Source organism: Pantoea eucrina (assembly GCF_001691555.1).
Taxonomy (GTDB): Bacteria; Pseudomonadota; Gammaproteobacteria; order Enterobacterales; family Enterobacteriaceae; genus Pantoea; species Pantoea borealis.
In genome coordinates this window covers 566,608-583,127 of the sequence record NZ_MAYN01000008.1, presented here as the reverse complement: position 1 = coordinate 583,127, position 16,520 = coordinate 566,608, and the positions used below count along the sequence as shown (strand labels likewise).

Genomic DNA, 16,520 nt, shown 5'->3' with positions numbered 1-16,520 from the left:
ACAAATTTTGTCCGATTTTAACTATCTGTTTTAAACCGGTCAAACGTATGCTGGCGGCACATTTTTACGGAGCCTGTTATGAACCTGCTGTTCCCGCTCATTGCGGTGCTGATCTGGTCGATCAACACCATTGTCAGCAAACTCTCGGCTGACGCTATCGATCCTGCTGCGATCTCTTTTTATCGCTGGCTGCTGGCGCTGCTGGTGCTGACCCCGTTCTGCCTGCCCGGCGTATGGCGGCACCGGCGCACAATAAAAAGTCACCTCGGTCAGCTGCTGCTGCTGGGGCTGCTTGGCATGGTGCTTTACCAGAGCCTTGCCTACTATGCGGCACACAGCGTGTCGGCGGTGATGATGGGCATACTGGGGGCCACCATTCCGCTGCTGACGATTCTGCTCAGCCTGCTGGTGCTGCGTCTGGCCCCCACGCGCGGTATTCTGCTGGGCGGGATTCTCTCGTTTATCGGGCTGGTCTGGCTGGTCAGCGCCGGCAATCCGGCCCAGCTGCTGGCGCAGCGACCCGGCAATGGCGAAGTCATGATGCTGGTGGCCTCCACCTCTTATGCACTCTATGGCGTACTGACCAAACGCTGGGCGATCCCGCTCCCCACCTGGCAAAGCCTCTATGTGCAGATTTTCTTCGGTGTTGTGCTGCTGCTGCCGGGCTTTCTGCTCGCGCCGGAGGTCGCGCTGACGCAGCAGAACCTGCCGCTGGTGCTGTTTGCCGGGCTGTTTGCCTCGATCGTGGCGCCCTTTTTGTGGATCCTTGGCGTGCAGCGGCTGGGTGCCAGTACCACCAGTATCTTTATGAACGTGGTGCCGGTATTTACAGCGCTTATTGCGGTGCTGTTTCTGCATGAGCAGCTGCACAGCTATCACTGGATTGGCGGCGGTATTACGCTTACCGGCGTGATCCTGGCGCAGCGGCTGAAGACGCCGCTGCGCCAGCCGGCCATCAGGGAAAGCTGACGGTGACCCGCAGTCCGCCCAGCTGCGGGCTGCGATCGAGACGCAGCCGCGCGCCGTGCCAGGCGCAGATATCTTTTACCAGCGCCAGCCCGATACCCGCACCAGGCTGCCCGCTGGGATCGAGACGTGCAAACGGCTGGAGCGCCTGCTGCTGCTGCGCAGCGTCTATACCGGGGCCGCTGTCTTCAATCTCCAGCTGATGCCCCTGCAGCCGCGCCGTTACCGTTCCCTGCGCCGGCGTATATTTAATCGCATTATCCAGCAGGTTGGCGCACAGTTCAGCCAGCAGCAGTGCGTCTCCCTGTACGCGACACGCCTCTTCGCCCTCGAAACCTAAATCAATCTGCTTGTGCCGCGCGGCGGTATAGCCGCTCAGGCACGCCTGCTGCACAATCTGACTGAGATCAACGCGGGTAAAGGGTTTATCTTCGCCGTGGCGCGCCTTGATCTGCGCCAGCTGCAACAGCCGGTCAGTCAGCTCTACGGTATCGTTCAGCGTGTGGCGCATGCCCTGCAGGCTCTCACGCCACTGCTGCGGATCGTCACTGCTGAGCGCCACGCTGACCTGGGTTTTCAGAATGGTCAGCGGCGTACGCAGCTGGTGCGACACATCGGCGCTGAAGCGCTCCTGCCGCGCCAGCAGCCCGCGCAGCCGCTCCAGATGCCGGTTAAATGCCACAATCAGCGGCTGCAGCTCTGACCAGGGCACCAGCGACGGCAAGGGCGTCAGCTCCCCTGGCGCACGGCGCAGCATAATCCGCGACAGCCGGCGCAGCGGCCGCAGCACCCGGCGCAGCAGCATCCCCGCCAGCAGCAGCGTGATCAGCACCAGGAAACTCTGGCTGATCAGCGCCGTACGCAGCAGGCTGTCGGCAAAGGCGTGCCGGGAGTTCAGCGTTTCCGCCACCAGCACCAGCGCCATGCCTTCTACCCCCTCTTCATTCACCGGCTGCCATAGCGCCGCCACCCGAATCGGCTGCCTGCGGTAATGCGCATCATAAAAATGCACCAGCGCCGGGTATGCATCAGAGAGCGGCGCGTTACGCGGCAGCAGCGGCAGATCGGGATAGCCGGAGAGCGTATTTCCCTGCGGGGAAATAACCTGATAGAAGAGCTGGTCGTTCATATTACGCTCAAAACTGTCCAGCACTACCCAGGGCACATCAACCTCCAGATGGCGCTGACGTACCACCAGCCTTTCCGCCACGGTACGGGCTGACGCCAGCAGTGAACGGTCGTAGGCCTGGTTTGCTGCCTGCAGCGCGCTCTGATAATGGGTATAGACCGAGAGCGCCCACAGCAGCAGCAGCGGTACGCCCAGCCACAGCAGCAGTTCACCGCGCAGCGAGTGCATCAGTCGCACGGCTGCTGCTCCAGGCTGTAGCCGAGCCCGCGCAGGGTCACAATCACCACATCGCTGCCGGAGAGCTTTTTGCGCACCCGATGCACATAAAGCTCAATGCTCTCCGGGCTGGCGTCATCGGCCAGGGTAAACGTCTGCTCATAGAGGTGCTGACGCGATACCGGTCGCCCCGGCCGCTGCATCAGCGTCGAGAGCACGCTCGATTCGCGCGGCGTCAGCGACAGCGGCTTCTGGTTCAGCAGAAAGTAACCTTCGCTGTCGCGTTCCAGCTGTCCGAGCCGCTGCGTCTGCGCCGTCTGCCCGTGGCTGCGGCGCAGCAGCGCGCGCAGCCGCGCATCCAGCTCATCCAGCTCAAACGGCTTGGTCAGGTAGTCGTCGGCGCCGCCGTTTAAGCCCTGTACCCGCTGCGCCAGCGTACTTTGTGCCGTCAGCAGCAGCACCGGCACGTTCTGTCCGCGTTTGCGCAGCCGGGCCAGTACTGCCAGGCCATCCAGCCGTGGCAGTGACACATCCAGCACCACCAGCGCGTAGTCCTCACTTTGCAATATATGATCGGCGGCCAGCCCGTCCGCGACCCAGTCGACAGCAAACCCTTTTTGCGTGAGCGCCTTTTGCAGCCATGAGGCCAGTTCAGTGGTGTCTTCCACCAGTAAGAGACGCATATCACATCCTGTCATTTTTGCTGATAGCTGAAAGGTAAATGAAAGGTTGCTCCTTTAACAATTCAGCAACCGAAAATGTTCGGTAGCAATCACAATCTGGAAGAATGACTGGAGCGAACCATGAAAAAAACAGGCCTTCTCGTCCTCGCCTCATCCCTGCTGGCTTTTTCAGTAACCTCTGCGCTGGCAGAGGTACCACAGCGCACCGAGTGTATCGCCCCGGCCAAACCCGGCGGCGGCTTTGACCTGACCTGTAAGCTGATCCAGGTCTCCATGCAGGAGACCGGCCAGCTCACCTCGCCCATGCGCGTAACCTACATGCCAGGCGGCGTCGGCGCAGTGGCCTATAACGCCATCATTGCGCAGCGCCCGGCCGAAGCGGGTACGCTGGTAGCCTTCTCCGGCGGGTCGCTGCTTAATCTGTCACAGGGCAAATTTGGCCGCTATTCCGTGGACGACGTGAAGTGGCTGGCCGCCGTCGGCACTGACTACGGCATGGTGGCGGTACGCGCCGACGCACCGTGGAAAACGCTGGGCGAGCTGATGGAGGCGATGAAAAACGATCCTAATAAAGTCGTCGTAGGCGCCGGCGCCTCCATCGGCAGTCAGGACTGGATGAAAACCGCGCTGCTGGCGCGTGAAGCCGGTATCGATCCGCGCAAAATGCGCTATGTCGCCTTTGAAGGTGGCGGCGAGCCGGTGACCGCGCTGCTTGGCAACCATATTCAGGTGGTGTCCGGTGATATGAGTGAAATGGTGCCACACCTGCAGGGCGGCAAAATGCGCGTGCTGGCGGTGATGAGCGACAAACGTCTGCCGGGAAATCTGGCCGATATCCCCACCGCTAAAGAGCAGGGCTTTAACGTTGAATGGCCGGTGATCCGGGGTTATTACCTGGGTCCTAAAGTCAGCGATGCGGAGTACCAGTGGTGGGAAGATTCGTTTAAAAAACTGGTTGCCACCAAAGAGTTTCAGCAGCAGCGCGACGCGCGTGGCCTGTTTGAATTCAACATGTTTGGCAGCGAGCTGGATGCTTACGTGAAAAAACAGGTCGCTGACTATCGTGAAAAAGCGAAATCGTTCGGGCTGGCGAAATAGCGGAGGCGATAATGAGCGATCGTATTTTTGCCGCCATCTGGCTGGCGCTCTGTATTGCCGGCCTGTTTATCGGCTGGCAGATCCAGAGTGAATATAGCTATGAGCCGGTCGGTCCGCGCCCTTTCCCGCTGCTGCTGCTCGGGCTGATGGCGATCTGCGCCGTCATGATGCTGCTGCGCAAGCCTGATGTCATACAGTGGCCCTCAGCCACCACGTTTAAAAAACTGATTGTCCTGTGCATTCTGCTGATGGCGTATGGCTGGCAGTTCGAACATCTGGGCTTTCCGCTCTGCACGACCCTGCTGACCTTTGGTATCGGCCTGCTGTTTGGTGCGCGCTGGTGGGCGGCGGCGATCTCTGGCGTGGTGATGGGCGTGGCGCTGTTTTACGCCTTCGACCGGCTGCTTGACGTAACGCTGCCGATGGGCAGCTGGCTGAGTTAACAGGAGTCAATAATGGATACCTGGTCTTTTCTGATGCAGGGCTTCGCCGTCGCTATGACGCCGGAGAACCTGATGATCGCCCTGATCGGCTGCTTTATCGGCACCATTGTCGGCTTACTGCCGGGGCTGGGCCCGATTAACGGCGTGGCGATCCTGATGCCGCTGGCGTTTGCTCTGCACCTGCCGGCTGAATCAGCGCTGATCCTGCTGGCTACTGTCTATATCGGCTGTGAATATGGCGGACGTATCTCTTCAATTCTGCTGAATGTGCCGGGTGACGCAGGTGCTATCATGACCGCACTGGATGGCTATCCGATGGCGCAGCAGGGTAAAGCGGGCGTAGCGCTCTCTATCTCCGCCGTCAGCTCGTTTGTCGGCTCCACCATCGCGATTCTCGGCATCATTCTGTTTGCCCCGATTCTGGCAAACTGGTCGCTGGCATTTGGTCCGGCGGAATATTTTGCCCTGATGGTGTTTGCCATCGCCTGCCTCGGCAGCATGATGAGCCACAACCCGCTGAAATCGTTCCTGGCCGCCCTGATCGGTCTGAGTATGGCTACCGTGGGCGTCGATGCGAATACCGGTGTTTATCGTTTTACCTTCGACAGCATTCACCTTTCCGACGGCATTCAGTTTGTGGTGGTGGTGATTGGCCTGTTCTCGGTCAGCGAAATTCTGCTGATGCTGGAGTCCACCAGCGGGGGCAAGAAAGTCGCACGCGCCAGCGGCCGCATGATGTTCAATATGAAAGAAGCGGCCCAGGCAACCGGCGCCACGCTGCGCTCCTCCTTTCTGGGCTTTTTCGTTGGCGTGCTGCCGGGTGCGGGTGCCACTATCGCCAGCGCTATCGCCTATATGACGGAGAAGAAGATCAGCGGCAGTGACCAGTTCGGCAAGGGGGATATTCGCGGCGTGGCAGCACCGGAAGCAGCAAATAATGCCTCGGCGTGTGGCTCATTTATTCCGATGCTGACGCTGGGCATTCCGGGTTCCGGCACCACGGCGGTGATGGTGGGCGCGCTGACGCTCTATAACATCACGCCAGGCCCGGCGATGTTTATCGAACAGCCTGACATTGTCTGGGGCCTGATTGCCGCACTGCTGATCGGCAACGTGATGCTGCTGATCATGAATATCCCGATGATCAATATCTTTGCCCGCATGCTGACCATTCCACTCTGGTTTCTGGTGCCAACTATCGCTGCTATTTCCGCCGTCGGCGTGTATGCGGTACACAGCACCACGTTTGACCTGCTGCTGATGGTGGGACTGGGCATCTTCGGCTATATCCTGCGCAAGATGGATTTCCCGATGTCGCCGCTGATCCTCGGCTTTGTACTGGGTGAAATGCTGGAGCAGAACCTGCGTCGTGCGCTCTCGATCAGTAACGGTAATCTGCCGATTTTGTGGGAGAGCCTGATCTGCAAAGTGCTGCTGGTGCTGGCCATCGCGGTGCTGGTTGTGCCATTCGTCTGGAAACGCTGGCGGCGCAGCCGCTTCAGAGCGGCGGAAGCAGAATAAATCCGGATGTTATTGCTTTTCTGATATCAGCCCCCGTGGATTTCCCGGGGGCTTTTGCTATCATATGCGCCTCTTTTTCCGGCGCACCCGGATCTGACTCGTTTTTCAAGGATTCCGCCATGCAACCTCTCAGCGGTCCCGGTGTGCCCGCGGGCGATCGTTCTGCGCTTACCGGTGCTTCCGGCCCGGCTCGCCCCGGTGGTCCGGCCGGCGAACAGCCTCTCTCTCCGGCGCAGCGCACTACGCTGGAACGGCTTATTGTACGCATTATGTCTCTCAGCACCCTGAAAGCGCCTGAGCTGTGGGCTGGCGTACGCCACGAAGTGGGCGTGAAGAGCGATGCTGACTTTCAGTCGCGCCATTTTCCGGCCGCTGAACAGCACCTCAACCGTCGTCTGAGCCAGGTGCAGGACAGTCACGCCACGCGCCAGCTGCTTCAGCAGCTGCAGGATAAGCTGCCGCAGGGCAATAACCGTCAGGCGGTAAGCGACTTTATACGCCAGCAGTTTAATCAGACGGTGTTAAGTGCACTGAGCCAGGATCAGCTGCGGCAGGTTCTGACCATGCTGCAGAACGGTCAGATGGCGATCCCGCAGCCGCAGCAGAGCCGCAGTACCGATCGGACATTGCTGCCGGCGGAGCAGCAGGCGCTGAACCAGCAGGTGACGCGGCTGGCGGCCACAACCGGCGAGTCGCCGGTAAAACTGCTGACCGACGCGCTGAAACTGGTGAATCTTAAAAGCGGCGATCCGGTGCCGTCGCGGCACTTTCCGCTGCTGACGCAGTATCTGCAGGTGCGCCAGACGCTGGGGCAGCACAGCGCCCCCACGCTGCAGCTGCTGGAAAGCTCGCTGAAGCAGCCGCTGAGCCGTGATGAACAGCAGCTGCTGCAGGATTACAGCCAGCAGCGTTTTCAGGCGATGCCACAAACCGTGCTGACCGCGACGCAGTGTCAGGACCTGCTGAATCAGCTTTTCAGCCGCCGGGCTGAGCGCGGTGATACGCTGCCGCTGGCTGACAGTGCGCGCCAGCCACAGCCTATATGGGCGCCGTTTACAGAGATTCTGCCGCGCCCGCTGGCGCAGCGCCCGGCGCTGTCGCTGATCATCGCGGTGGGTGTGGTGCTGTTTCTGCTCTGGCTGCTGGCCTGAGTCAGCAGCCGCACCCGGCCGCAGCACCGTGCTGTGGCCACTCTCCCGCGGCGGTTCCCCCTGCCAGCGGATGTCCGTCGCGCTTCCAGAAATCCAGCCCGCCAATCAGCTCTTTAACCTGAAATCCCAGCGCTGCCAGTTTCAGTGCCGCTTTGGTTGAGCCATTGCAGCCAATGCCGTCACAGTAGGTGATATAGACCTTGCTACGATCGAGCGCCGCCGTGCTGTGTGCGCTGATGGTACGGTGGGGAAACGAATGCGCGCCGCAGATATGTCCTGCAGCATAGTGTTCAGGGCTGCGGGCATCAAAAACAACAATGGCAGCCTCGCCGCGTGCCAGATCCTCTGCCAGATCCCAGGCATCGGTGTAATAGCGCAGCTTATGCTGCAGATACGCGTAACTCTCTTCCGCACGGGCGGCGGGATAGTGTAATACAGCGGACATACTCTTCTCCTGTTGCGATTTGCCCCTACTTTACGGCAAATTGGCCTCTGCCATGAGACCCTTTCTGTCAGAGTGATAAGACCATTATGTATCAGGAACTGATCGCGCTTTTTCAGCAGCAGGTGCAGGGAGGACGACGCGAGCGCCTCTGCCGCGCTCTGCGTCAGGCGATAATCAGCGGCCAGCTGCGCCACGGTGAGAAGCTGCCCTCCAGCCGTCAGCTGGCCGCAGAGCTCTCAGTCGCGCGCGTCACTACGGAAGCGGCCTACGCGCAGCTGGAGAGCGAGGGCTATCTGCAGCGCCACACCGGACGCGGTACTTTCGTCGCGATTACGCTGGCTATGCCGTCAGAAGCGCAATCAACCCGTCAGGCGCCGCACTTCTCGCAGCGTGGCCTGCAGCTGCTGGCGACCGGCGGCTGTCAGGATCCACCCTTCCCTGCGGCGTTTGCCGCCGGATCGCCCGATTTGCGGGCTTTCCCGCACGCCCAGTGGCGGCGCATCAGCAGCAGCGTACAGCGCCGGCTCGGCAGCCGCGTAATGGGCTACGGCGATCCGCTCGGCTACCTGCCATTGCGTGAGGCGGTCTCGGAGTATCTGAGTCTGTCACGCGGTATGCGCTGTCGCCCGGAACAGGTCATCATCCTGACCAGTTCTCAGCAGGCGCTGCAGCTGCTGGCGCTGCTGCTGCTGGATCCGGACGATGAAGTCTGGCTGGAGGATCCTGGCTATCCGGGGGCACGTAACGCCTTTCTTGCCGCAGGCGCGCACTGCCGGGCGATGCCGCTGGATGAAAACGGCGCGATCCCCTTCTCCGGTCGCGCCCGGCTGGTTTACCTGACACCGGGGCATCACTATCCAACCGGTATAGCAATGAGCCTGCCGCGACGGCTGGAGTGGCTGGCATGGGCGCAGCAGCATAACAGCTGGCTGATTGAAGACGATTACGACAGCGAATTTCATTACGGTGAACGACCTGCGCCGGCGTTGCAGGGCATGGCGCGTGATAGCAGAGTGATCTCGCTGGGAACCTTTTCCAAAACCCTGTTTCCTTCCCTGCGCCTGGCGTGGATGGTAGTGCCGCCGCAGCTGACTGAGCCGCTGGGTCGGGCGCGCAGCGTGCTGGATGGTCACAGCGCGCTGCTGCCTCAGGCTATCACCGCTGAATTTATGCAGCAGGGCCATTTTGCCAGCCATCTGCGTCTGATGCGTCAGCTCTATCACTACCGGCGCGACCGGCTTCTGGACGAGATTTGCACCCGTATGCAGCCGTGGCTGCGGCCGTTCCCGGCAAACGGTGGTCTGCAACTGACTGTCGCGCTACTGCAGGGCAATGAGGCCGCGCTGACGCAGCAGGCTGAGGCTGCAGGTCTGCTGCTGCCGCGCCTCTCACCGCTATACCATGCGGCTGCGCCGCAGCCTGGCTGGCTGCTCGGTTTCGCAGCGCTGACGCCGGCTGAGATCGCCAGCGCCTGCGACACGCTGGTTATGCTGCTGGCACGCGGCGCGCGCAGCACCCGGTAATCACGGAACCGGCCACGGCGCAGAGCGCGCCGGCGAGATAGACAGCGCCATAGCCCGACGCCGTCGCCAGCAGGCCGGTTAGCGGGCCGCTGATGGCATAGGCGATATCCTGAAAAGCAGAGAATGCGCCCAGCGCGGTGCCGCGTACCTGCGGGGCGACGCGACGCACCACTTCAACTCCCAGCGCCGGAAATATCAGCGAGCAGCCGCAGCCGGTCAGCGCCGCCCCTGCCAGCGCCAGCCAGCCTGAGGTGGCAAAGGCAAGCAGCAGCAGGCCCAGCGCCTCCACCAGCAGTGACGCCAGCGCCACCCGGATCCCGCCATAACGATCCGGCAGATGACCAAAGAGGATACGTACTCCGGTAAAAGCGCAGCCAAATGCGGTAAGGGCAAAGCCGGCGTGCCCCCACGCCTGGGCTGCAAAATAGAGGGAGGTAAACGTCCCGATCACCGCAAAACCGGCGCCCTGTAGCGCCAGCACCAGCCCCGGTGAAAAAATAGCGCTGATAACGCTCCACAGCGCCGGCCGCATGCCGCTGGCGACCGGCACCGCACGGACCCAGCCGTTAACCATCAGGGCCAGCAGCGGCAGCAGCAGCGCCGCACCGCTGATAGCCAGCAGCCCGCCATGCTGATACATCAGCACGCCCAGCGGAGCGCCTGCCGCCAGTGCACCGTAGATTGCCATTCCGTTCCAGGACATCACCCGACCCGAGTGCCTGGCCCCCGCCAGTCCCAGCCCCCATGTCAGATTACCGGTAAGCAGCAGGCTTTCACCCACGCCCAGCAGCAGACGCGCCAGTACCAGCAACACAAAGCGTATGCCAGGCGCGACCGGCAGCAGCACGGCGGCAGCATAGGCCGCCCCTGTCAGCGCAATCGTCAGCATACCGTAGCGGGTGGTGGCGCGCGCACCCTGCTGATCCGCGCGCCGGCCGGCAAAACTGCGCGTCAGCAATGTGGCAAAAAACTGGCTGCCTGTTGCAATGCCTACCATCAGGTTGCTCATGCCAAGCTCCTGATGCACATACAGCGGGATCACCGGCAGTGCCAGTCCGGCAGTCAGATAGCTGAGGAACACGGCAAATGAGGTACAGGCGAGCGGTAATACGGACGCGTTAGCGTGAACAGTCATGTTTGCGCACTCCCTGTCAGCAACAATAGCGCACGAAAATTATGGGGGAAAACAGGAGTGTATGCAGGTCAAAGCGGGGTTGTCAAAGCGGCTCAGGCTGAGCAAAGAGAGGCAGGCTGCCATGCCGGCAGCCTGTGATGTCCCGTCAGCGGACGGGACGCGGGCAAATCAGCCCTGATATTTACGCATGGTCAGCGTGGCGTTGGTACCGCCAAAGCCGAAGCTGTTGGACATGACCGTGGTCAGCGCTTTTTCCGTTGGCTGCGTCACGATGTTCATGCCTGCAGCGGCGTCATCCAGATCATCAATGTTGATACTCGGCGCGATAAAGCTGTGCTCCAGCATCAGCAGGGTGTAGATCGCTTCCTGCACGCCCGCCGCGCCCAGGGAGTGGCCGGTCATGGCTTTGGTTGCTGAAATGTATGGCGTGTTGTCACCAAACACTTCGCGAATGGCACCCAGCTCTTTCACATCGCCAACCGGCGTGGAAGTGCCGTGCGTATTCAGATAGTCGATCGGCGCATCAAGGCCCTGCATCGCCATCTTCATGCAGCGCACTGCGCCTTCACCGGATGGCGCAACCATGTCAGCACCGTCAGACGTTGCACCGTAACCGACAATCTCAGCATAGATATGTGCACCACGTGCCAGCGCGTGCTCCAGCTCTTCAACCACCACCATGCCGCCGCCGCCGGCGATAACAAAACCGTCACGGTTCGCATCATAGGTGCGTGAGGCTTTCTCAGGTGCATCGTTGTATTTGGTAGAGAGTGCGCCCATTGCGTCAAACTCGCAGGACATTTCCCAGGTCAGCTCTTCACCGCCGCCGGCAAAAACCACATCCTGCTTGCCCAGCTGAATCTGCTCAACGGCGTTGCCGATGCAGTGTGCTGAGGTGGCGCAGGCAGAGCTGATTGAGTAGTTCACACCGTGAATTTTAAACGGGGTCGCGAGGCAGGCAGACACGCCTGAAGCCATGGCTTTGGTCACCACATAAGGGCCCACGCCTTTCAGCCCACGCGGGCCACGCATAGCGTCAGCACCAAATACCTGATAGCGCGGTGAACCACCGCCGGAGCCAGCGATCAGACCCACGCGCGGGTTGTTCTGATACTGCTCATCAGTCAGGCCTGAATCTTTAACCGCTTCCGCCATAGAAAGATAAGCGTAAATAGAGGCGTCACTCATGAAACGCACGATTTTGCGATCGATGAGCCCGTTGGTATCCAGTTTGACGTTGCCCCACACGTGGCTGCGCATGCCGGCTTCTTTCATCTCTTCAGAGAAAGTGATACCGGAACGGCCTTCACGCAGAGAAGCCAGCACTTCCTGCTGGTTATTACCAATGCTGGAAACGATACCCAGGCCAGTAATCACTGCACGTTTCATTCAATAGTCCTCATTCCACATCTTTTTGGATTGACGTGCACTCTAGCGTACAGTTGTACGCCGAACAAGTCCGATCAGCCATTTCCTTTTGTAAATTTGCGTCATGTGACGCCACTCGCTAAAATCGCGCCACTGCCTGAAAAATGAGCCTTTCCCGTGAAATTATCCCCGGTTGAACATGCGCAATTAACCTGGAACGATCAGGGTACACCTGTTTCCCGAGCGTTCGATGATGTCTATTTCTCTAACGATAATGGACTGGAAGAGACCCGCTATGTGTTTCTCGGCGGTAATCAGCTGCCGCAGCGTTTCAGCACGCATACGCGCGATCTGTTTATTGTGGCGGAGAGCGGCTTTGGCACCGGTCTGAACTTTCTCACGTTATGGCAGGCCTTCGATCAGTTTCGTGCGCAGCAGCCTGCGGCTGCGCTGCAGCGTCTGCACTTTATCAGCTGTGAAAAGTATCCGCTGACGCAGGCAGACCTCACCGCGGCGCAGGCCCGCTGGCCGGAGCTGGCACCGTGGGCGACCCAGCTGCAGCTGCAGTGGCCAGCAGCGCTGCCGGGCTGTCAGCGGCTGCTGTTTGACGGTGGACGGGTGACGCTAGACCTCTGGTTTGGCGACATTAATACGCTGATAACAGAGTTTGATGAGAGCCTGCAGGGTCAGGTTGACGCCTGGTTCCTGGACGGGTTTGCGCCGTCTAAAAACCCGGATATGTGGACTCCGGCGCTGTTCAGCGCTCTGGCGCGGCTGGCGCGTGCCGGGGGAACGCTGGCAACCTTTACCGCTGCGGGTTTTGTCCGGCGTGGACTGCAGGACGCGGGATTCACCGTCAGCAAACGCAAAGGTTTTGCGCATAAGCGTGAAATGCTTACCGGTACGCTGGCGCATGCCGTGGCGCTGCCATCCGCGCAGCCGTGGTATGCGCGGCCTGAAGCAGCAGGCCAGGATGTCGCCATTATTGGCGGCGGCGTCGCCAGTGCGTTACTGGCGCTGGCCTTGCTGCGCCGCGGCTGGCGCGTCACGCTCTACTGCGCCGATGAGGCCCCGGCGCTGGGCGCATCCGGCAATCGTCAGGCGGCGCTCTATCCCTTACTGAATCAGCACGACCCTGCGCTGGCGCAGTTTTTCCCTGCCGCTTTCAGCTTCGCGCGTCGCCTCTACGATAGCCTGCCGGCCAGCGCTGAACACAGCTGGTGCGGCGTGCTGCAGCTGGCGTGGGATGAAAAAAGCGCAGATAAAATTGCGCAGATGCTGTCCCTGTCGCTGCCGCCGGATATCGCTTACGGCGTATCACCGGCTGAAGCGGAACAGCTGGCGGGCGTCACGCTGGGCATGGGTGGCATCTGTTATCCGCGTGGCGGATGGATCTCCCCTTCTCAGCTTACCAGCAACCTGCTGGAGCAGGCTCAGACGCAGGGCCTGCGCCTGCACTGGCTGCACCGGGTTACACAGCTGACGCCGCATGAACCCGGCTGGACGCTGCACTTTTCCGCTCAGGCCGATGTGCAGCATCAGAATGTCGTACTGGCCAACGGGCATGCGCTGCGGACGCTGGAACAGAGTCAGGATCTGCCGGTCTACCCGGTCGCAGGTCAGGTAAGCCATGCGCCCTCGTCAGCAACGCTGGCAACGCTGCAGAGCGTACTTTGTTACGATGGCTATCTGACGCCCGTCAGCCCGACGTTTGGCACGCACTGCATTGGTGCCAGCTATCACCGGGGTGACACCGCAACCGCTTTTCGTGCCGATGACCAGCAGAGCAACCGGCAGCGCCTGATTGCGTGTCTGCCGCAGGCAGCCTGGCCACATGAGATTGATCTCAGTCATAACGAGGCGCGGGTCGGCGTGCGCTGCGCCACGCGCGATCATCTGCCGATGAGCGGCAGCCTGCCGGATTACGCTGCCACGCTGGCGCAGTATGCTGACCTGCCGGGACAGCGCGCCCGCGGAGAGAAGATAGCTGAAGCACCGCACTATCACGGGCTGTTCGTGCTGGGCGCGCTGGGATCGCGCGGACTCTGCAGCGCGCCGCTGGCAGCTGAAGTGCTGGCAGCGCAAATGAGCGGTGAGCCGCAGCCGCTGGACGCACCAACGCTGGCGGCGCTGAATCCAAACCGCTACTGGGTGCGTAAATTGCTGAAGGGAAAAAAGGCGGGACGCTGACAGCCGGGGCGAACGGTCGCCCCGCGTATCAGGCGGTCTGACGTGCCTGGCTAAACAGATTATCCCACATGCCGACCACCAGCGCCTGATCGCGCGGTGAGAGTTCACCTGCGGCGATAGCATTCTGCAGGCTTCTGGACACGACAATCTGCAGCGCTTCCGGCGTATGTTCACCGCTCTGCTCAATTTCCGCGACCGCCAGCGTCAGATGGCCGCGCAGATAACCGCTGGCAAACAGTTCATCATCACTGGCGTGGTCGACCATATCGTCAATCAGCGCCAGAATGCGGGACTCAAATTCTACGATCATCTCTCATTCCTTTCATGTTAAGCAGGCGAATTAAAGCGTTTCCGGCCACGGAAACTGCGCTGCAGTGAGCGCTGGCGTACCATAATAGCGGTTCAGCGCCGCAATAAACTGAGCCGGGCGAGCCGGGATCCCCTGCTCCAGGTAGTGCATAACCTGGGCATGGACTCTGCGCTGAAACGCAATGCGATCGGGTTCACAATCGCCCTCGAGATTGTCACAGCTGACATTAAAGGGAAAGTCCGCCGCGACGCAGAACAACCACTCCAGCGCCTGCGGTTTTATTTCGACCGCTTCAAACTGGCTCTGCGTCTGCGCATCGCGCCCGTCAGGGCAGTACCAGTAGCCAAAATCAACCTGCTGACGCCGTGCGTCGCCCGCAATACACCAGTGCGAAATTTCATGCAGCGCGCTGGCGTAGAATCCATGCGCAAAAACCACGCGATGCCAGGGTGATTCCGCATCTGCCGGAAGATAAATTGGTTCGTCATCCCCTTTAATTAGACGTGTCTTAAAAGTCTCAGCAAAGCAGCCGTCGAAGATGTCGATCAGCTGCTGATAGTGGTGTTCTGTCGGCATAGTCATCTGTCAGTTAATCATCTGGCGCCATTGTCGCACCGGCGGCGCGATTTGACGAGTCGGGTTTATCCTGCTGCAAACCAGGTCAGTATGTCGGCCCCGTGGCTGTCCCACAGCAGTTTGGCGCTCATGACCGCAGAAACGGTCACGACCATCGGGCGGATCAGCCGCTGACCGCGGCTCAGCACCAGCCGGGCACCAAGCCGTGCCCCGATAAATGCGCCGAGCAGCATCACCACGCCGGTTCCCCACACCAGCTTGCCGCCAAACATAAAGAACAGCAGGCTGGCAAAGTTGGAGGTGAAATTCAGTACTTTGGCATGCGCCGTTGCTTTGGCGAGGTTGAAACCGCATAGCGTGACAAAGGCGAGTGCGTAAAAGGATCCGGCCCCCGGGCCGAAGAAGCCATCATAGAAGCCCACACAGCCGCCGCCCACCAGCGCAAACGCCACGCCCTGCAGACGATGTTCGCGATCCACTTCTCCCAGACGCGGCATGAGCAGGAACCAGAGCCCAATGGCGATAAGCAGCAGCGGCAGGATCTGCCGCAGGATATCGGCCTGGATATGCTGGATCAGCAGCGTGCCGCCGACCGCACCGAGAAACGTCATCGCAATGTTCAGCCGCTGGGCACGCAGGTTTACAGCGCCACGACGGACAAAATAGAGACTGGCAGAGAAAGAGCCGCCGACCGACTGCAGCTTATTAGTGGCAAGCGCCTGCGCCGGTGACAGCCCGGCCGCCAGCAGCGAAGGAACGGTCAGCAACCCGCCGCCACCGGCTATTGAGTCAATAAAGGCGGCCAGTATGGCGACAAAAAACAGTACGCCAAGGATAAGCGGGCTGACGATAAAAAGGTCCATTTCACTTCTCGCAGCAGGTAGCAGACAAGCCCGGCGCGGGGCGATGGCCATTGCGCGCCGGAAGACGTATTCAGAGCCGGTGGTTATCCAGCAGCGCCTGGCAGGATGGCGGCAGCGGCGGCGGTGCTTTTTTTACCGGCGGCGTGCTGCCGGGCTTTTTCGGCAGAAACCAGCTCTCCAGCTCCGCTCCGCAACCGTCTCCCGGTAGCGGCGGCGGCTGATCTTCACATTCCAGGCTGCCGGCCGGACAGCGCAGGCGCACATGCATATGCGCCCGATGCGCAAACCACGGACGTACTTTATGCAGCCACGCGCGATCGCTGCCGGCATCGGCGCACAGCTGCTTTTTGATCGCCGGATTCACAAAAATCCGCGTGACGTCGCTGTCTTTCGCGGCCAGCTTGATCAGGCTGTCGATCTGCGGCTGCCAGTGGCGGGCGATCACCTGTTTATCATCCGGCGCCACCAGATCCAGCGGCTGCGGCTTCAGCAGCTGCTGCGCGCTCCAGCGGCTCTTTGGCAGCTGCAGCCAGATGTCCACATCCAGTCCGGTCTGATGACTGGCGTGGCCACTGCTGAAACGTCCACCGGCCGCCATTCCCATATCGCCAATCAGCACCTGCCCCAGCTGCAGCTGACGGGTCTGAGTGCTGAGGCGCTGAATAAAGGCGATCAAATCGGGATGGCCGTAGTAGCGGCGCTGGTCCTGACGCATGACCTGATAGGCCGGTGCGTCAAGCGGCAGCGCCTGTGCGCCAATGATACAGCCATTGGCGAAGCCGCCAATCGACTGCGGCGCCCCGGAAACCGGGTGCTGGATCTGCTGCCACGGCGTGGCGGCAACGGCGACCGCGCTACCCAGCAGCGCGGCGAGAGTGAGCAGAGCGCGGCGCATCATCAGGC

Annotated in this window: 16 protein-coding genes; 7 read left to right on the top strand and 9 right to left on the bottom strand. The window is 60.8% G+C overall.

All coding sequences use genetic code 11. The features are described from left to right. The first annotated feature begins 78 nt into the window (after nt 1-78). Nucleotides 79-969 carry a DMT family transporter gene (locus BBA90_RS08890; RefSeq protein ID WP_065648813.1) on the top strand — a complete coding sequence of 297 codons (891 nt, stop codon included), beginning with the start codon at nt 79-81 and terminating at the stop codon, nt 967-969. Here the strand turns inward: BBA90_RS08890 and BBA90_RS08885 are convergent. Beyond that, on the bottom strand, nt 956-2,332 hold the full coding sequence (locus BBA90_RS08885; protein WP_065648812.1) for a sensor histidine kinase: 1,377 nt from the start codon (nt 2,330-2,332) through the stop codon (nt 956-958). The two genes, BBA90_RS08890 and BBA90_RS08885, sit on opposite strands and share 14 nt — an antisense overlap. After that, nucleotides 2,323-2,994, bottom strand: coding sequence for a transcriptional regulator TctD (tctD, locus tag BBA90_RS08880; RefSeq protein WP_065648811.1), 672 nt, complete (start codon nt 2,992-2,994; stop codon nt 2,323-2,325). Before tctD ends, BBA90_RS08885 begins: the two co-directional genes overlap by 10 nt. Nucleotides 2,995-3,114: 120 nt before the next feature. Between tctD and BBA90_RS08875 the strand changes: the two genes are divergently transcribed. The 4 genes from BBA90_RS08875 to flk all read left to right on the top strand — a co-directional run bounded on the left by BBA90_RS08875 (nt 3,115) and on the right by flk (nt 7,207). Continuing rightward, nucleotides 3,115-4,092 carry a Bug family tripartite tricarboxylate transporter substrate binding protein gene (locus BBA90_RS08875; RefSeq protein ID WP_039379130.1) on the top strand — a complete coding sequence of 326 codons (978 nt, stop codon included), beginning with the start codon at nt 3,115-3,117 and terminating at the stop codon, nt 4,090-4,092. Nucleotides 4,093-4,103: 11 nt separating this feature from the next. Beyond that, entirely contained in the window at nt 4,104-4,535 is a 432-nt protein-coding gene (locus BBA90_RS08870; protein ID WP_039379131.1) for a tripartite tricarboxylate transporter TctB family protein, read from the top strand. Nucleotides 4,536-4,547: 12 nt separating this feature from the next. Further along, on the top strand, nt 4,548-6,056 hold the full coding sequence (locus BBA90_RS08865) for a tripartite tricarboxylate transporter permease (protein WP_065648810.1): 1,509 nt from the start codon (nt 4,548-4,550) through the stop codon (nt 6,054-6,056). Between the two features lie 119 nt (nt 6,057-6,175). Further along, complete coding sequence (gene flk / locus BBA90_RS08860; RefSeq protein ID WP_065648809.1) at nt 6,176-7,207, top strand: flagella biosynthesis regulator Flk; 1,032 nt, start codon at nt 6,176-6,178, stop codon at nt 7,205-7,207. A gap of 1 nt (nt 7,208) precedes the next feature. Here the strand turns inward: flk and BBA90_RS08855 are convergent, their stop codons facing one another. Continuing rightward, the gene (locus BBA90_RS08855) at nt 7,209-7,652 is read right to left on the bottom strand and encodes a rhodanese-like domain-containing protein (protein WP_065648808.1); all 444 of its coding nucleotides are present in this window, start codon (nt 7,650-7,652) and stop codon (nt 7,209-7,211) included. An 86-nt stretch (nt 7,653-7,738) separates the two neighbouring features. Here BBA90_RS08855 and BBA90_RS08850 point away from each other — a divergent pair, with 86 nt between their 5' ends. Then, the gene (locus BBA90_RS08850) at nt 7,739-9,175 is read left to right on the top strand and encodes a PLP-dependent aminotransferase family protein (RefSeq protein ID WP_065648807.1); all 1,437 of its coding nucleotides are present in this window, start codon (nt 7,739-7,741) and stop codon (nt 9,173-9,175) included. On the opposite strand, the gene BBA90_RS08845 is transcribed toward BBA90_RS08850, so the two are convergent. Continuing rightward, nucleotides 9,138-10,310, bottom strand: coding sequence for an arabinose transporter (locus BBA90_RS08845; protein ID WP_065648806.1), 1,173 nt, complete (start codon nt 10,308-10,310; stop codon nt 9,138-9,140). The two genes, BBA90_RS08850 and BBA90_RS08845, sit on opposite strands and share 38 nt — an antisense overlap. Before the next feature lie 168 nt (nt 10,311-10,478). Further along, a complete protein-coding gene (gene fabB / locus BBA90_RS08835) occupies nt 10,479-11,699 on the bottom strand; it encodes a beta-ketoacyl-ACP synthase I (protein ID WP_065648804.1) in 1,221 nt (406 codons plus the stop codon). 156 nt (nt 11,700-11,855) lie between these two features. Between fabB and mnmC the strand changes: the two genes are divergently transcribed. Continuing rightward, nucleotides 11,856-13,868, top strand: coding sequence for a bifunctional tRNA (5-methylaminomethyl-2-thiouridine)(34)-methyltransferase MnmD/FAD-dependent 5-carboxymethylaminomethyl-2-thiouridine(34) oxidoreductase MnmC (mnmC, locus tag BBA90_RS08830; protein WP_065648803.1), 2,013 nt, complete (start codon nt 11,856-11,858; stop codon nt 13,866-13,868). A 28-nt stretch (nt 13,869-13,896) separates the two neighbouring features. On the opposite strand, the gene BBA90_RS08825 is transcribed toward mnmC, so the two are convergent. The 4 genes from BBA90_RS08825 to mepA form a co-directional block, all read right to left on the bottom strand. Then, nucleotides 13,897-14,178: a YfcL family protein gene (locus BBA90_RS08825; protein ID WP_039379145.1), complete on the bottom strand. Its 282-nt coding sequence runs from the start codon at nt 14,176-14,178 to the stop codon at nt 13,897-13,899. Nucleotides 14,179-14,208: 30 nt separating this feature from the next. Continuing rightward, entirely contained in the window at nt 14,209-14,754 is a 546-nt protein-coding gene (locus BBA90_RS08820; RefSeq protein WP_065648802.1) for an elongation factor P hydroxylase, read from the bottom strand. 65 nt (nt 14,755-14,819) lie between these two features. Beyond that, nucleotides 14,820-15,617, bottom strand: coding sequence for a sulfite exporter TauE/SafE family protein (locus BBA90_RS08815; RefSeq protein ID WP_065648801.1), 798 nt, complete (start codon nt 15,615-15,617; stop codon nt 14,820-14,822). 70 nt (nt 15,618-15,687) lie between these two features. Then, nucleotides 15,688-16,512 carry a penicillin-insensitive murein endopeptidase gene (gene mepA / locus BBA90_RS08810; protein ID WP_065650437.1) on the bottom strand — a complete coding sequence of 275 codons (825 nt, stop codon included), beginning with the start codon at nt 16,510-16,512 and terminating at the stop codon, nt 15,688-15,690. Nucleotides 16,513-16,520: the final 8 nt, after the last annotated feature.

Coding starts and splice junctions, on each gene's coding strand:
- BBA90_RS08890 (WP_065648813.1), top strand. CDS start 79: ATGAACCTGCTGTTCCCGCTCATTGCGGTGCTGATCTGGTCGATCAAC.
- tctD (WP_065648811.1), bottom strand. CDS start 2,994: ATGCGTCTCTTACTGGTGGAAGACACCACTGAACTGGCCTCATGGCTG.
- BBA90_RS08875 (WP_039379130.1), top strand. CDS start 3,115: ATGAAAAAAACAGGCCTTCTCGTCCTCGCCTCATCCCTGCTGGCTTTT.
- BBA90_RS08870 (WP_039379131.1), top strand. CDS start 4,104: ATGAGCGATCGTATTTTTGCCGCCATCTGGCTGGCGCTCTGTATTGCC.
- BBA90_RS08865 (WP_065648810.1), top strand. CDS start 4,548: ATGGATACCTGGTCTTTTCTGATGCAGGGCTTCGCCGTCGCTATGACG.
- flk (WP_065648809.1), top strand. CDS start 6,176: ATGCAACCTCTCAGCGGTCCCGGTGTGCCCGCGGGCGATCGTTCTGCG.
- BBA90_RS08855 (WP_065648808.1), bottom strand. CDS start 7,652: ATGTCCGCTGTATTACACTATCCCGCCGCCCGTGCGGAAGAGAGTTAC.
- BBA90_RS08850 (WP_065648807.1), top strand. CDS start 7,739: ATGTATCAGGAACTGATCGCGCTTTTTCAGCAGCAGGTGCAGGGAGGA.
- BBA90_RS08845 (WP_065648806.1), bottom strand. CDS start 10,310: ATGACTGTTCACGCTAACGCGTCCGTATTACCGCTCGCCTGTACCTCA.
- fabB (WP_065648804.1), bottom strand. CDS start 11,699: ATGAAACGTGCAGTGATTACTGGCCTGGGTATCGTTTCCAGCATTGGT.
- BBA90_RS08825 (WP_039379145.1), bottom strand. CDS start 14,178: ATGATCGTAGAATTTGAGTCCCGCATTCTGGCGCTGATTGACGATATG.
- BBA90_RS08820 (WP_065648802.1), bottom strand. CDS start 14,754: ATGCCGACAGAACACCACTATCAGCAGCTGATCGACATCTTCGACGGC.
- BBA90_RS08815 (WP_065648801.1), bottom strand. CDS start 15,617: ATGGACCTTTTTATCGTCAGCCCGCTTATCCTTGGCGTACTGTTTTTT.
- mepA (WP_065650437.1), bottom strand. CDS start 16,512: ATGCGCCGCGCTCTGCTCACTCTCGCCGCGCTGCTGGGTAGCGCGGTC.